The sequence below is a fragment of the Pseudomonas sp. GQ91 genome (genome assembly GCF_059758795.1).
Genome location: NZ_JCAXED010000009.1, coordinates 86,719 through 101,758 on the forward strand (window position 1 = coordinate 86,719; position 15,040 = coordinate 101,758).

The 15,040-nt window shown below is 59.7% G+C and carries 13 protein-coding genes; 9 read left to right on the top strand and 4 right to left on the bottom strand.

Going from position 1 to position 15,040, the window contains the following annotated elements; translation table 11 throughout:
• Positions 1 to 57: 57 nt before the first annotated feature.
• Positions 58 to 1,242, top strand: coding sequence for a thiolase family protein (locus AC6CIA_RS15160; RefSeq protein WP_498313117.1), 1,185 nt, complete (start codon positions 58 to 60; stop codon positions 1,240 to 1,242).
• 271 nt (positions 1,243 to 1,513) lie between these two features.
• Entirely contained in the window at positions 1,514 to 2,473 is a 960-nt protein-coding gene (locus AC6CIA_RS15165; protein WP_498313119.1) for a DMT family transporter, read from the top strand.
• Here AC6CIA_RS15165 and AC6CIA_RS15170 read toward each other — a convergent pair.
• Positions 2,467 to 3,855, bottom strand: coding sequence for a class II fumarate hydratase (locus tag AC6CIA_RS15170; protein WP_498313121.1), 1,389 nt, complete (start codon positions 3,853 to 3,855; stop codon positions 2,467 to 2,469). The two genes, AC6CIA_RS15165 and AC6CIA_RS15170, sit on opposite strands and share 7 nt — an antisense overlap.
• Before the next feature lie 204 nt (positions 3,856 to 4,059).
• On the opposite strand from AC6CIA_RS15170, the gene AC6CIA_RS15175 reads away from it, so the two are divergent.
• The 7 genes from AC6CIA_RS15175 to AC6CIA_RS15205 all read left to right on the top strand — a co-directional run bounded on the left by AC6CIA_RS15175 (position 4,060) and on the right by AC6CIA_RS15205 (position 12,120).
• Positions 4,060 to 4,581, top strand: a complete 522-nt coding sequence (locus AC6CIA_RS15175; RefSeq protein WP_084378115.1) for a DUF2059 domain-containing protein — start codon at positions 4,060 to 4,062, stop codon at positions 4,579 to 4,581.
• Positions 4,582 to 4,593: 12 nt separating this feature from the next.
• Positions 4,594 to 4,887, top strand: coding sequence for a BolA family protein (locus AC6CIA_RS15180; RefSeq protein WP_498313123.1), 294 nt, complete (start codon positions 4,594 to 4,596; stop codon positions 4,885 to 4,887).
• A 471-nt stretch (positions 4,888 to 5,358) separates the two neighbouring features.
• Complete coding sequence (trhO, locus tag AC6CIA_RS15185) at positions 5,359 to 6,300, top strand: oxygen-dependent tRNA uridine(34) hydroxylase TrhO (protein WP_339532817.1); 942 nt, start codon at positions 5,359 to 5,361, stop codon at positions 6,298 to 6,300.
• A 3-nt stretch (positions 6,301 to 6,303) separates the two neighbouring features.
• Positions 6,304 to 6,939, top strand: coding sequence for a DsbA family protein (locus tag AC6CIA_RS15190; protein WP_498313126.1), 636 nt, complete (start codon positions 6,304 to 6,306; stop codon positions 6,937 to 6,939).
• Positions 6,932 to 8,746 (top strand): ABC transporter ATP-binding protein, encoded by a 1,815-nt coding sequence (locus AC6CIA_RS15195; protein ID WP_498313128.1) that lies wholly within the window; start codon positions 6,932 to 6,934, stop codon positions 8,744 to 8,746. The genes AC6CIA_RS15190 and AC6CIA_RS15195 overlap by 8 nt, the downstream gene beginning before the upstream one ends.
• 73 nt (positions 8,747 to 8,819) lie before the next feature.
• Entirely contained in the window at positions 8,820 to 11,282 is a 2,463-nt protein-coding gene (locus AC6CIA_RS15200; protein ID WP_498313129.1) for an EAL domain-containing protein, read from the top strand.
• Positions 11,283 to 11,361: 79 nt separating this feature from the next.
• Entirely contained in the window at positions 11,362 to 12,120 is a 759-nt protein-coding gene (locus AC6CIA_RS15205; protein WP_498313131.1) for an iron-containing redox enzyme family protein, read from the top strand.
• 22 nt (positions 12,121 to 12,142) lie between these two features.
• On the opposite strand, the gene AC6CIA_RS15210 is transcribed toward AC6CIA_RS15205, so the two are convergent.
• The 3 genes from AC6CIA_RS15210 to mupP form a co-directional block, all read right to left on the bottom strand.
• Positions 12,143 to 13,069, bottom strand: coding sequence for a GGDEF domain-containing protein (locus tag AC6CIA_RS15210; protein WP_498313133.1), 927 nt, complete (start codon positions 13,067 to 13,069; stop codon positions 12,143 to 12,145).
• 372 nt (positions 13,070 to 13,441) lie between these two features.
• On the bottom strand, positions 13,442 to 14,182 hold the full coding sequence (locus AC6CIA_RS15215; RefSeq protein WP_498313135.1) for a YciK family oxidoreductase: 741 nt from the start codon (positions 14,180 to 14,182) through the stop codon (positions 13,442 to 13,444).
• Between the two features lie 186 nt (positions 14,183 to 14,368).
• The gene (gene mupP, locus AC6CIA_RS15220) at positions 14,369 to 15,040 is read right to left on the bottom strand and encodes an N-acetylmuramic acid 6-phosphate phosphatase MupP (protein WP_339532810.1); all 672 of its coding nucleotides are present in this window, start codon (positions 15,038 to 15,040) and stop codon (positions 14,369 to 14,371) included.

A 15,040-nucleotide genomic window follows, 5' to 3' on the forward strand; every position in this document is an offset into this window, starting at 1 on the left:
TGCGGGCTGGATCTATGCTCGGTCCAGTTCCCACCCCCCACAAAAAGAGGCAAGCCCATGCGTGAAGTAGTGATCGTCGACAGCGTGCGAACCGGCCTGGCCAAGTCCTTTCGCGGCAAGTTCAACCAGACCCGTCCGGATGACATGGCGGCGCATTGTGTCAACGCGCTGCTGGCACGTAACGGCATCGACCCGGCCAGCGTCGAGGATTGCATCGTCGGCGCCGGTTCCAACGAGGGTGCCCAGGGCTACAACATTGGCCGCAACGTGGCGGTCCTTTCGCGCCTGGGCACCGGTACGGCGGGCATGACCCTTAACCGTTTCTGTTCCTCGGGCCTGCAGGCGATTGCGATTGCCGCCAATCAGATTGCTTCCGGATGCAGTGACATCATGGTTGCTGGCGGTGTCGAGTCCATCAGCCTGACGATGAAGAGCGTGAATACCGACAACCTGATCAACCCGCTGCTCAAGGCGCAGGTGCCTGGCATCTACTTCCCGATGGGCCAGACCGCCGAAATCGTCGCGCGTCGCTATAACGTCAGCCGCGAAGAACAGGACCTGTATGCCCTGCAAAGCCAGCAGCGTACGGCCCAGGCCCAGGCGGACGGATTGTTCGACGATGAAATCGTGGCGATGCCGGTCAAGTACAAAGTCGAGGACAAGCATACCGGTGAGGTGCAGATCCTCGACGGCGTGGTGGACCGGGATGACTGCAACCGTCCAGACACCACGTTGTCCAGCCTGTCCGGACTGAAGCCGGTATTTGCCGAGGATGGGTCGGTGACGGCGGGGAACTCGTCGCAGTTGTCCGACGGCGCGTCGATGACGCTGGTGATGAGTCTGGAAAAAGCCCTGGAACTGGGGCTCAAGCCCAAGGCCTTCTTCCGTGGTTTTACCGTGGCCGGCTGCGAGCCGGACGAGATGGGCATCGGCCCGGTGTTCTCGGTGCCCAAGCTGCTCAAGGCGCGTGGGTTGCAGGTGGCAGACATCGACCTGTGGGAACTGAATGAAGCGTTTGCCTCGCAGTGCTTGTATGCGCGTAATCGGCTGGAGATCGATAACGCCAAATACAATGTCAACGGCGGTTCGATCTCGATTGGCCACCCGTTCGGCATGACCGGTTCGCGGCAGGTCGGGCATCTGGTGCGGGAGTTGCAGCGGCGTGATGTGCGCTATGGGATCGTCACCATGTGCGTGGGTGGCGGGATGGGCGCGACCGGCCTCTTCGAAGCCGTACACTAGATTTCATTGGAGAAACCAGATCAATGTGGGAGCGGGCTTGGTCGCGAATGCAGAGTGTCAGTCAGCCTATTCTTCTCTGGCACACCGCTTTCGCGAGCAAGTCGAATCGTCGCACCGCCGCTCCCACATTTGCAATGCTTACACCTGATACATCTCTGTCGCCTGTGCATTCGCCACGACAGCCAGCTCCCACAGTTGAACTGCGGCGTAGCCCAAGTCACGCACTTGCCCTTAGAATGCCGATCCACCTCCTCTGGCTTCTGGGGCACTCATGCACATCTCCTCCGGCCGCTGGGTCTACGGTTTATCGCTGACCCTGCTGACCGCGCTGCTCTGGGGCATTCTGCCGATCAAGCTCAAACAGGTGCTGCAGGTGATGGATCCGATCACCGTCACCTGGTTCCGCCTGATGGTCGCCGGCAGCTTTCTGTTCATCTACCTGGCCGCCGTGAGACGCCTGCCCAACCCGCGCGCGCTCGGCCCGAAGGGCGGCTGGCTGGTGGCGATGGCGGTGTGTGGCCTGGTGGGCAACTACGTGCTGTATCTGGTGGGGCTGAAACTATTGAGCCCCGGCACTGCGCAACTGGTGGTGCAGATGGGGCCGATCTTTCTGATGATCGCCAGCGTCTTTGTGTTCAAGGAGCGTTTCAGCCTGGGGCAGGGCGCGGGTCTGTTGGTGCTGATCATCGGCTTCGCGCTGTTCTTCAACCAGCGTCTGGCGGAGCTGCTGACGTCTCTGGGTGCCTACACCTCGGGCGTGCTGACGATTCTTCTGGCGACGACAATCTGGGTGCTCTACGCATTGGGTCAGAAGCAACTGCTGACGGTGTGGAATTCGTTGCAGGTAATGATGGTGATCTACCTGTCCTGCGCCCTGCTGTTGACGCCTTGGGCGCATCCCATGGAAGCGCTGCAATTGAGCCCGCTGCAAGGTTGGCTGTTACTCGCCTGCTGTTTCAATACGCTGATTGCCTACGGCGCATTTGCCGAGGCGCTGGCGCATTGGGAAGCGTCGCGGGTGAGCGCGACCTTGGCGATTACGCCGCTGGTGACCTTCGTGGCGGTGGCTGCCGCAGCCTGGTTATGGCCGGATTATGTGCATGCCGAGCAAATCAATGGACTGGGTTATGGCGGGGCGGTATTGGTGGTGCTGGGTTCAGCGACGATAGCCTTGGCGCCCTCGTTGTTCGCCGGGCTCAAGGCCCGGCGCACCCGCTTGTTGTCTCAGTGACCCGCCTCGAGCATGTTTTGCGGACGTACCCACTGATCGAACTCTGCGTCAGTGAGGTAGCCAAGGTCCAGCGCTGCCTGGCGTAACGTCAATCTTTCGGCGTAGGCTTTCTTGGCGATTTCCGCCGACTTGTCATAGCCGATGTGCGGATTCAGGGCTGTCACCAGCATCAAGCCCCGCTCCAGGTGCTGAGCCATCTGCTCCGCATCCGGTTCGAGGCCGGCGATGCAGTGTTCCTGAAAGTTGCGGCAACCGTCAGCCAGCAAGCGGATCGATTCCAGCAGGTTGTGGATGATCACCGGCTTGTACACGTTCAACTGCAGATGCCCTTGGCTTGCGGCAAAGCCGATGGTCACGTCATTGCCCAGCACTTGGCAGGCCAGCATCGACAGCGCTTCGCATTGGGTCGGGTTGACCTTGCCGGGCATGATCGAACTGCCTGGCTCGTTGGCCGGCAGCTTGACCTCGGCCAGCCCGGTACGCGGGCCCGAGCCCAACAGACGCAGATCGTTGGCGATTTTCATCAGGGCCACGGCCAGGGTTTTCAGGGCGCCAGACAGGGTGGTCAGCGGTTCATGCCCTGACAGCGCGGCGAATTTGTTCGGCGCGGTGACAAACGGCAGGCCGGACAGCGCGGCGATTTCCGCGGCGATAGCTTCGCCAAAGCCATGCGGCGAATTGAGGCCGGTGCCGACTGCCGTACCGCCCTGGGCCAGCTCGCAGACCGCGGGCAGGGCGCTGCGAATCGCGCGTTCGGCATAATCCAGTTGTGCGATGAACGCCGAGACTTCCTGGCCAAAGGTAATCGGCGTCGCGTCCATCATGTGGGTGCGTCCGGTCTTGACCAGCTTCATATGGCGCGCCGACAACTCGGCCAGTCCTCCGGACAGCTCGCGGATCGCCGGCAGCAATTGTTCGTGCACCGCTTGCACCGCGGCAATGTTCATGGCGGTGGGGAAGCAGTCGTTGGAACTCTGGGAACGGTTGACGTGATCGTTGGGATGTACCGGGCTTTTGCCGCCACGGGGTTGGCCGGATAGTTCGTTGGCGCGGCCAGCGATCACTTCGTTGGCGTTCATGTTGCTCTGTGTGCCGCTCCCGGTCTGCCAGACGACCAGCGGGAACTGGTCATCGTGCTGCCCGTCGAGCACTTCGTCGGCCGCTTGCTCGATCAACCGGGCGATGTCGGCGGGCAGGTCGCCATTACGGTCATTGACCCGTGCGGCGGCTTTCTTGATCAGCGCCAGGGCGTGCAGCACCGCCAACGGCATGCGTTGCTCGCCAATAGCGAAGTTGACCAGTGAACGTTGGGTCTGCGCGCCCCAGTAAGCGTCATCCGGGACCTGTACGTCTCCCAGGCTGTCGGTTTCAATACGGCTCATCGCGAGGACCCTCCTTAAGTCGGTTAGCGCAGTTTAGGCCCTGCCTGGACCGAGGGGTTCCATTGAACACCTTTCAATGAACGGTTTTTGCCGTGAATCCCCGCAAAACCAGGTGCTGCAAGGTGTGGGGTTGAGTCGCGGCGTTTTTTAGGCGCAGAATGAGCGCCCTTGGGGTCTTACCTCGCCTGCTAGAAAGGAAACTCGATGACTCGTCTTCGTGCCATCTGTACCGCGGTTGCTCTGGTCTGCGCCAGCGGCCAGGTTCTTGCCGATACCGCCAGCCACAACGCCAGCGCCGAAGCCTTCCTTACCCTGGCCCATGCCGACAAGCTGGGTACCCCGGTGTACATGCAAGTGCAGCAAATGTTCGCCCAGCGTTTCGAGCAGACCAAGGCGCCTGCCGCCAAGCAAACTGTCCTCGATAGCTATCAGGCCAAGGCCAACGCCGCCCTGGATCAGGCTATCGGCTGGAAAAAGCTCAAGCCTGACATGGTCAAGCTCTACACCAGCAACTTCAGCGAATCCGAGCTCAAGGAGCTGGTGGCGTTCTACAAGTCGCCCCTGGGCAAAAAAGTCCTGGAAAAAATGCCCCAGTTGACCCAGCAATCGGCCCAGTTGACCCAGGCCAAGCTGGAAAGCGCGGTACCGGTGGTGAACAAGTTGCTGGAAGATATGACCAACGAACTGGCGCCAGCCAAGAAAGCCGCCGCCCCTGTGAAGAAGTAAGTGGAGCCGGGAATGACCATGCAACAGCGTATAGAGACGGCACTTGGCGGCCTGAGCCCTGAGCACCTGAGCGTGCTGGATGAAAGTCATATGCACAGCCGCGGGTTACAGACCCACTTCAAGGCCGTGCTGGTCAGCCAGCAGTTCGAAGGGCTGAACCGCGTCAAGCGCCACCAGAAGGTCTATGCCACTTTGGGTGACCTGATGAGTGAGTTTCATGCGCTGGCGCTGCATACCTACACGCCTGCAGAGTGGGCGCAAATCGACGCCGCCCCGGCTTCGCCGACGTGCGCGGGCGGACATTGAAGCCAGCCTGAAACCCACACTGTGACTAAGGGGGCTGTCCTGTGGCTAGGAGGCTTGTCCTGTGATGAAGGGGTTTGTCCTGTGGCGAGGGGGCTTGTCCCCCGGTGGGCTGCGCAGCAGCCCCAAAACCGGGCGCCGAGAATTGTCTGATACACCGCGTTTTTCCTGACTGGGGCTGCTGCGCAGCCCAACGGGGGACAAGCCCCCTCGCCACAGTTCACCCCAGGACAAACCCCTTCACCACAGGACAGACCTCCTCACCACAGGACAAGCCCCCTCGCCACAGGAGTGGTCCATTCCAGGCGTCGACCCGGTCTGCCATGCCACCATGGCAATTTGAAACTCCGCGCCTATCAGAGTCGATGCTAACGTCATGCGGATTTTGTTAGAATCCGCAGCGCGCCACACGGTTGGCGCTTTTTTTTGCATCCGGTTCACCCTTTACGAGGGTAGCCACCTGGAGAGATACCCATGACACACCCGATTGTCGTGGCGGCACTGTATAAGTTCGTCACCCTTGAAGATTACGTTGCCCTGCGCGAGCCACTGCTCAAGGCGATGGTCGACAACGGCATCAAAGGCACCTTGCTGATCGCCGAAGAAGGCATCAACGGCACTGTTTCCGGCAGCCGCGAAGGCATTGATGGCTTAATCGCCTGGCTCAAGCATGATCCGCGCATGGTCGACCTCGATCACAAGGAATCGTACTGCGATGAGCAGCCGTTCTACCGTACCAAGGTCAAGCTGAAGAAAGAGATCGTGACCCTGGGCGTCGAAGGCGTCGACCCGAACAAGAAAGTCGGTACCTACGTCGACCCCAAGGACTGGAACGCGCTGATCAGCGATCCAGAAGTACTGTTGATCGATACCCGCAACGATTATGAAGTGTCGATCGGCACCTTTGAAGGCGCAATCGACCCGAAAACCACCAGTTTTCGCGAATTTCCCGACTACATCAAAGCCAACTTCGACCCGGCCAGGCATAAGAAAGTCGCGATGTTCTGCACCGGCGGTATTCGCTGTGAAAAGGCCTCGAGCTATATGCTCAGCGAAGGCTTCGATGAGGTCTACCATCTCAAGGGCGGCATCTTGAAATACCTCGAAGAGGTGCCTCAGGAAGAAACCAAGTGGCAGGGCGACTGCTTTGTCTTCGATAATCGTGTCACCGTGCGCCACGACTTGAGCGAAGGCGACTACGATCAATGCCATGCCTGCCGAACCCCCATCAGTGTCGAAGACCGGGCGTCCGAGCATTATGTGGCCGGCATCAGTTGCCCGCATTGTTGGGATAAGCTCTCCGAGAAAACCCGTCGCAGCGCGATCGACCGGCAGAAGCAGATTGAGCTGGCCAAGGCCCGCAATATGCCGCACCCGATTGGCTACAACTACAAGCAACCATCTTCCGAGGCCTGAGCCATGTCCGCGCGCCTGCTCTATGTAATGGACCCCATGTGTTCCTGGTGCTGGGGCTTTGCGCCGGTGGCCGAGGCGCTGGTGAAGCAGGCGCAAGCTGCCGGCGTCGAGTTGCATCTGGTGGTGGGCGGCTTGCGCACCGGCAGTGGCGCGGCGCTGGAGCCGACGACTCGGCGCTACATCCTCGAGCATTGGCAGGCAGTCACTGAAGCCACTGGCCAACCGTTCAATCGGGAAGGGGCGCTGCCCGAGGGCTTTGTCTACGACACTGAGCCCGCGTGCAGGGCGATCGTCACCGCCCGCGGCCTGGCGCCGGATTGTGCCTGGACACTGCTGGGGCTGATCCAGCGTGCGTTTTATGTGGAAGGGCGCGACGTGACCCTCGCCAGCGTGTTGGTGGAACTGGCCGAACAGGCGGGTATACCGCGCATCGAGTTTGCCGAAGCGTTCGACCGTGCCGACCAGCACGCGGCCACGGCCGCTGATTTCACCTGGGTCCAGGATCTGGGCGTGGCTGGCTTCCCGACGATGCTGGCCGAGCGTAATGGTCAATTGGCCTTGCTGACCAACGGCTACCAGCCCCTGTCCGAGCTGTCTGCGTTGCTCGGCCGCTGGCTGGAGCGCGCTGCCTGTGCCTGAGCCGTCTGCCGAGCAGGTCCAGCGTGTCGATCGGTTGACCTGGGCGGAAGTTCGCCGCCTGGCCTTGCATCACAAGAAATCCCTGTGGATTGCCAATGGCGTCGCGGTACTCGCGACCCTGTGCAGCGTGCCGATTCCCTTGCTGTTGCCGTTGCTGGTGGACGAAGTGCTGCTGGGTCATGGCGACGCCGCCTTGAAGGTGATGAACCATGCGCTGCCGCTGGGTTGGCAGAAGGCCGCGGGCTACATTGGCTTGATGCTGTTGCTCACCCTGGTGCTGCGTTGCGGCGCGCTGCTGTTCAACGTGCTGCAAGCCCGGCTGTTCGCGCGGCTGGCCAAGGACATTGTGTACCGTATTCGCGTCCGGCTGATCGAGCGGCTCAAGCGGATATCGCTGAGTGAATACGAAAGCCTGGGCAGCGGCACCGTGACCACGCACCTGGTGACTGACCTGGACACGCTGGACAAGTTTGTCGGTGAAACCCTGAGCCGTTTCCTGGTGGCCATGCTGACGTTGGTCGGCACTTCCGCGATTCTGATGTGGATGCACTGGCAACTGGCGCTGTTGATCCTGTTGTTCAACCCGTTGGTGATCTACGCCACAGTGCAGTTGGGCAAGCGGGTCAAGCACCTGAAAAAGCTGGAGAATGACAGCACCTCGCGGTTTACCCAGGCGCTGACCGAAACCCTCGACGCCATCCAGGAAGTCCGCGCGGGCAACCGCCAAGGATTTTTCCTCGGCCGGCTGGGGCGGCGAGCCCAGGAAGTGCGGGACTTTGCGGTCAACTCGCAGTGGAGAAGCGATGCCTCCAGTCGTGCCAGCGGCTTGTTGTTCCAGTTCGGCATCGACATCTTTCGCGCGGCGGCGATGCTCACGGTACTGTTTTCCGACCTGTCCATCGGGCAGATGCTCGCGGTGTTCAGTTACCTGTGGTTCATGATCAGCCCGGTGGAGCAGTTGCTGAATCTGCAATACGCCTACTACGCGGCAGGGGGGGCGCTGACGCGAATCAACGAACTGCTGGCGCGGGCCGACGAGCCGCAATACGCCGGGGTAACCGATCCTTTTGTTGGGCGGGAAACGGTGGGGATCGAGGTGCGCGGCCTGAGCTTCGGTTACGGCGAGGAGCGGGTGCTCGACCAGCTTGACCTGATCATTGCGCCCGGTGAGAAGGTGGCGCTTGTCGGCGCCAGCGGTGGCGGCAAAAGTACCTTGGTGCAGTTGTTGCTGGGACTTTATACGCCGCAGTCGGGCAGCATCCGTTACGGCGGTGCAACCCAGCAGGAAATCGGTCTTGCCACGATCCGTGAGAACCTCGCGGTGGTGCTGCAACACCCAGCCTTGTTCAACGACACCGTGCGCGCCAACCTGACCATGGGCCGCGACCGCAGCGATCAAGCCTGCTGGCAGGCGCTGGAAATCGCGCAACTGGACGCTACGGTCAAGGCTCTCCCCTTGGGCCTGGACAGCGTAGTGGGACGGTCCGGAGTGCGTTTTTCCGGTGGGCAGCGTCAGCGCCTGGCCATTGCGCGAATGGTGTTGGCCGAACCCAAGGTAGTGATTCTCGATGAAGCCACGTCGGCTCTCGATGCCGCTACCGAATACAACCTGCACCAGGCACTGACGCGGTTTCTCAGTGGTCGTACTACACTGATCATCGCCCACCGTTTGTCGGCGGTGAAGCAGGCGGACCGGGTGCTGGTATTTGACGGTGGCCATATTGCCGAAGACGGTGACCATCAGCAGTTGATTGCCGATGGCGGGTTATACGCAAAACTTTACGGTCATCTGCAACAAGTACGTTGATTTAGCTTAGGCTGTGCGCTCGGGGCGTGTTGGATTCGCGTGCGTATTTGGCGGTGCATGTGCAAGGGACCTCATGAAGCAAAAGCGGACTTTCGGAACGCCACGGTTGTTGGGCATCGTCTGGCCATTTATCGCCGTGGTGCTGTTCCAGGCATTACTGGGTGGCGTCAGTCTCTACGTGCTGTCGGCGGTGCGTGGGTACGTCGCAGGTGAGAGCTTATGGTCCAAGGGACAGAAAGATGCCATCTACTACCTGACGCTGTACGCCGACAGTCGTGACGAAGCCACCTTCCTCAAATACCAGAACGCGATTGCGGTGCCCCAGGGCGGGCATGAACTGCGGCTCGCCCTGGACCGCCCGACGCCTGACCTGAGCGCGGCACGCCTGAGTATTCTCAAGGGTGGCAATCATCGTGATGACGTTTCCAGCCTGATTTGGCTGTACCTCAATTTTCGGCATTTCAGTTACCTGGAAAAGGCTATCGAATTGTGGACGGTGGGGAATGGCTACCTGGTGCAACTGGATGCGTTGGCGCAGGAGATGCACCGGGCGATTCTTGGCAATCAGGTGAGCGATGGCGATGTGAAACGCTGGAAAGCCCGCATCTTTGCCATCAATGACGGCGTGACACCGGCCGCCAAAGCCTTCAGTGATGCCCTGGGCGAGGGGTCGCGGGTGATTTTGCGCATGCTGCTGGTGATCAATCTCGCCACGGCACTGGTCTTGATCGCTCTGGCGCTTTTGCGCACCCGCAAGTTGCTGACCCAGCGCCGCGCTTTTGCCGATGCCCTGGAGCTGGAAAAGGAGCGGGCACAGATTACCCTGGAATCCATAGGCGACGGGGTCATCAGTACGGATGTCGACGGAGCCATCACCTATATGAATCCGGCGGCCGAGGCACTGACCCACTGGAAGGCTGCTCAGGCCCAAGGATTGCCCCTGGCCGCGTTGTTCAATTTGCTCGATGAAAATATCCAGGCCGATGGGTTTACCCTGATCGAGCATATTCTCGCTGGCCAACTCAGCGGTGGCAGTGAACATTCGAAGTTGATCCAGCGGGTGGACGGCAGCACGGTGTCCGTGACCCTGGTGGGCGCGCCGATTCGCAGTGCCGGCAAAGTCAGTGGCGCGGTATTGGTGTTGCACGACATGACCCAGGAACGTCAGTACATCGCCAACCTGTCCTGGCAAGCGACGCACGACGCACTGACCGGCCTGGCCAACCGCCGCGAGTTTGAATATCGCCTGGAGCAGGTGATAAGCAGCGCCGGTCGCCAGCACGGCGGGCGCCATGCGTTGATGTTCCTGGATCTGGATCAGTTCAAGCTGGTCAATGACACGTGCGGTCATGCGGCGGGCGATGAGTTGTTGCGCCATATCTGCGCGCTGTTGCAGTCGGACCTGCGTGAAGGCGACACCCTGGCTCGCCTTGGCGGAGATGAGTTCGGCATCCTGCTGGAGAACTGTCCGCCGCCGATGGCGGAAAAAATCGCCGAAAGCCTGCGCCATACCGTGCAAAGCCTGCACTTTGTCTGGAAGGGCCGGCCTTTTGTCACCACCGTCAGCATCGGCCTGGTGCATATCTCGCAAACCCCGACCACCCTGGAGACTTCGCTGCGGACCGCCGATATGGCCTGTTACATGGCCAAGGAAAAGGGCCGCAACCGGGTGCAGGTCTATCATGCCGATGATTCGGAGTTGTCTCTGCGTTTTGGCGAGATGGCGTGGGTGCAACGCCTGCATATTGCCCTGGAAGAGAACCGGTTCTGTCTGTACGCCCAGGAAATCGCTCCGCTGGGCCATACCGAGTTGGGTTGCGGGCACATTGAGATTCTGCTGCGCCTGCATGATGAAACCGGACGCATCATCTTGCCCAACAGTTTTATCCCGGCCGCCGAACGTTACGGCTTGATGACTTCGCTGGACCGGTGGGTGGTAGAGAACGTATTCAAGATCATTGCCAAGTGTATGCTCGAGCGACCCGGCCGGCCCATGGCGGTATGTGCGATAAATCTGTCAGGAATAACTATTGGAGACGACGACTTTCTCGGTTTTTTACGTGAGAAATTCAATGCTTACAATATTCCGCCAGAAATGATCTGTTTTGAAATCACCGAGACCAGTGCGATCTCCAACTTGGGCAGTGCAATTCGTTTTATTAATGAACTCAAAGCCTTGGGTTGCCAATTCTCACTGGATGACTTCTGCGCCGGAATGTCTTCATTCGCTTATCTCAAACATTTACCTGTAGACTTCTTGAAGATCGATGGAAGTTTCGTAAAGGATATGCTGGACGACCCGATTAACCGCGCAATGGTCGAAGTGATCAATCACATCGGGCATGTCATGGGTAAACGTACAATTGCCGAATTTGTCGAAACGCCGCAGATCGAGCAGGCCTTGCTTGAGATTGGCGTGGATTACGCTCAGGGTTACCTGATCGAACGTCCGCAATTGTTTACCTTTGATAGTTTGCAGTGTCGACCTGTGCGGGCACAGCCTCTGTTATTCAGGGCGCCTGGCACGTTCCGTTGAAACATTTGCTGGTCTGTACATATCACACATCAAAAGGAGCCCGACAGTGATCGACACATTCAACAGAACCGGTCCGCTTATGGATGCCTCAAGTTATCCCGCCTGGGCTCAGCAACTGATCCAGGACTGTAGCGAGAGCAAGCGCCGAGTTGTCGAACATGAACTGTACCAGCGTATGCGCGATAACCAGCTCAGCGCCAAGACCATGCGCCACTACCTGATTGGCGGCTGGCCGGTGGTTGAACAGTTTGCGTTGTACATGGCGCAGAACCTCACCAAGACCAAGTTTGCCCGCCATCCTGGGGAGGATATGGCGCGACGCTGGTTGATGCGCAACATTCGCGTGGAACTGAATCACGCTGACTATTGGGTGCACTGGGCGCGTGCCCATGGCGTCACGCTGGAAGAGTTGCAGGCACAAAATGTTCCGCCCGAGTTGCATGCCCTGAGCCATTGGTGCTGGCACACAAGCTCGTCGGATTCATTGATCGTCGCGATCGCTGCCACCAACTATGCGATCGAAGGCGCCACCGGTGAATGGTCTGCCGTGGTGTGCTCGACAGGCGTCTATGCGGCGGCGTTCCCCGAGGAAGATCGCAAGCGGGCGATGAAGTGGTTGAAAATGCATGCCCAGTACGATGACGCGCATCCCTGGGAAGCCCTGGAAATCATTTGCACCCTGGCCGGGATGAACCCGAGCAAGGCCCTGCAGGTGGAGTTGCGACAAGCGGTCTGCAAGAGCTACGACTACATGTACCTGTTCCTGGAACGTTGCATGCAGTTGGAGAAAGCACCGGTTGCTCGCGAGCGACATGCGCTGGAAGCCAGCGAAGCTTGATATGACCTTGGCGGGGTCCTGGTTACCCCGCCAACGCCAGGCGATTACGGCCTTCGCGCTTGGCCACGTACAAGGCACTGTCGGCCCGGCGCAGCAGGCTATCGGCGCTTTCTCCCGGCAACAACGTCGAGCAACCCAGGCTCACGGTTAATTCGATTCGCGTTGTATCCGCCCAATAGTCCTGGGCCTGAGCCGCCTTTCGCAGGCGCTCGCCAACCAACGCTGCGGCCTCCCGGCCGGTGTTGGAAAGCAGGATCAGAAATTCTTCCCCGCCAAAACGAAACACCATATCGACGTTCCGCAGTTGGCTCTTGATCAACCCGGCGATCGCTTTGAGCACCTTGTCGCCAGTGGCATGTCCATGACTATCGTTCACGCGCTTGAAGTGATCAATGTCGAGCATCAGTAACGACAGCGGATGCAAATGTCGCTTGGCCATGTCGATTTCCCGCTGCAGCGTCTGGTCCATGGCGATGCGATTGCCGGTGCCCGTCAATGGGTCACGCAGGGCGCTGCGGGTTGCGGCGCGGTACATCAGGGCGTTGCGCATGGGATACAGCAAGGTGGCCAGCAGCGACTCCAGGTTGCCTTGTTCCTCTTCACTGAAGCGCTGGTTGCGCCGGAAGATCAGTTCGCCCAGATGTTCACCCTCATGGCTGAGGGCATAGCTCACCGAGTGATGGCCGCGATGGCCGTACTCCAGGCGCAGATCACTGCTGTCGTGACGGTACTGCAGGGCATCCAGGGGGACCAGCCGCTGAATTTCGCGAAAAAACAGGCCGAGGATGCGTTCCGGCTGCAGGCTGGTCTGCAATTGCAGGGTCAGTTGCTGGCGCAGTTGCTCTAGGGTGGTGGGGCGACGCGCAAGAAGGGACGGCCGACCAAAGCCCAGGCGCTGTAATTTGGCACTGTCGAAGTCAATCGCGTTGGTCTGGGTCGGTGTTTTCATGGACTGGCCTCTAAGCACCTAACACTGTCTGACAGGCTCAATGAGAACAGCAGGTGCGGGTGTGCTACTGGTCATTCAGTTGTGTAAACCCTGAGTGACAGTTTAGTCCGCTTTGCCGAGGGTTATAACCCGCTTCCCATGCCGCGCGTCGTGATGTCGCGCAACCTGCGTCGGGTAGAGCAGAGCGAAATTCATGCCATGTGCATCAGCCGATAAAAAGCCAGCTGAATCAGAGGGTTGGAATTTGTTGAGGGCGCGGGCCGGACGGCGGAAAGTTGGCGCAGGCGCTGTCCGGGTCGAAATCGTCGCGATTGCTGGAAAGTTGCAGCCTCGTTTCGCTCGACAGCGCCTGCGGGGCGTGGGGTGAGCGGGTTATTGCGCGTCGAATGCCTGGCCATTGATACCGGTACTGTCCGGGCCCATCAGGTACAGGTACACCGGCATGATTTCCTCTGGCAGCGGATTGTTGACCGGGTTTTCCCCTGGATAGGCCTGAGCGCGCATGCTGGTGCGGGTGGCGCCCGGATTGATGCTGTTGGCGCGTACCGCGGCGACGGTGTCGAGTTCGTCCGCCAGGGTTTGCATCAGGCCTTCGGTGGCGAATTTCGAAACCCCATAGGCGCCCCAGTAGGCGCGGCCTTTGCGTCCCACGCTGCTGGAGGTGAATACCACCGAAGCATCCTGGGACAGCTTGAGCAACGGCAGCAAGGTCGCGGTCAGCATGAACATCGCATTGACGTTGATGTGCATCACGCGCATGAAGTTTTCGCCAGACAGCTGCTCGATCGGCGTACGTGGGCCAATGATCGAGGCGTTGTGCAGCAGACCGTCGAGACGGCCGAATTCTTTTTCGATCATTGCCGCCAGCTCATCGTATTGATGGGGCAGGGCGGTTTCCAGGTTGAACGGGATGACTACCGGCTGCGGGTGGCCAGCGTCTTCGATTTCGTCGTAGACCTGGGCCAGGTTGGCTTCGGTCTTGCCCAGCAGCAGGACGGTGGCACCGTGGGCTGCGTAGGTTTTTGCCGCTGCCGCGCCAATCCCGCGACCGGCACCGGTGACCAGGATGACCCGGTCCTTGAGTAATTCTGGGCGTGCGGAGTAATCAAACATAAACAACCTCAACAAAACTAACAGGTTTCAAACACCCGACTTGAGATCTGTGGAGATCCCTTGTGGGAGCGGGCTTGCTCGCGAAAGCGGTGGGCCATTCATACATTCATTGACTGAACCACTGCTTTCGCGAGCAAGCCCGCTCCCACCTTTGGATCTTCACCGGTCAGCAGAATCGGTGAGCAATCAGCAACTGCACAGCGCGTTATCCAGCACCTTGCGCAATTCCAGCGGGTGATTCACCACCACATCGGCCCCCCAGTTGCGCGGGTTGTCGTCCGGGTGAATATAACCGTAGGTCACGGCGGCGGTGCGGGTGCCGGCGTCACGACCCGACTCGATGTCGCGCAAGTCATCACCCACGAACAGCACGCTGGCCGGGTCCAGGTCGAGCATCTTGCAGGCCAGGATCAGGGGTTCGGGGTCGGGCTTGCTGTTTTTCACGTGATCCGGGCAGATCAGCAGTGCCGAGCGCTGGGCCAGGCCCAGTTGCTGCATGATCGGTTCGGCGAAGCGTACGGGTTTGTTGGTGACCACGCCCCAGATCAGCTTGGATTTCTCGATATCGGCCAGCAACTCGCCCATGCCATCGAACAATTTGCTATGGATGGCGCAACCTTTCAGGTAACGCTCCAGGAACTCCAGGCGCAACGCTTCAAAACCCGGGGATTCAGGGTCCATCGAGAAGGTCACGGCGACCATGGCCTTGGCACCGCCGGAAATTTCATCACGGATATGCTGGTCATTGATCGGCGCCAGCCCGCGATCGGCGCGCATCGACTGGCAGATGGCGATAAAGTCCGGCGCGGTGTCCAGTAGGGTGCCGTCCATGTCGAAAAGAACTGCTTTCAACTTCAC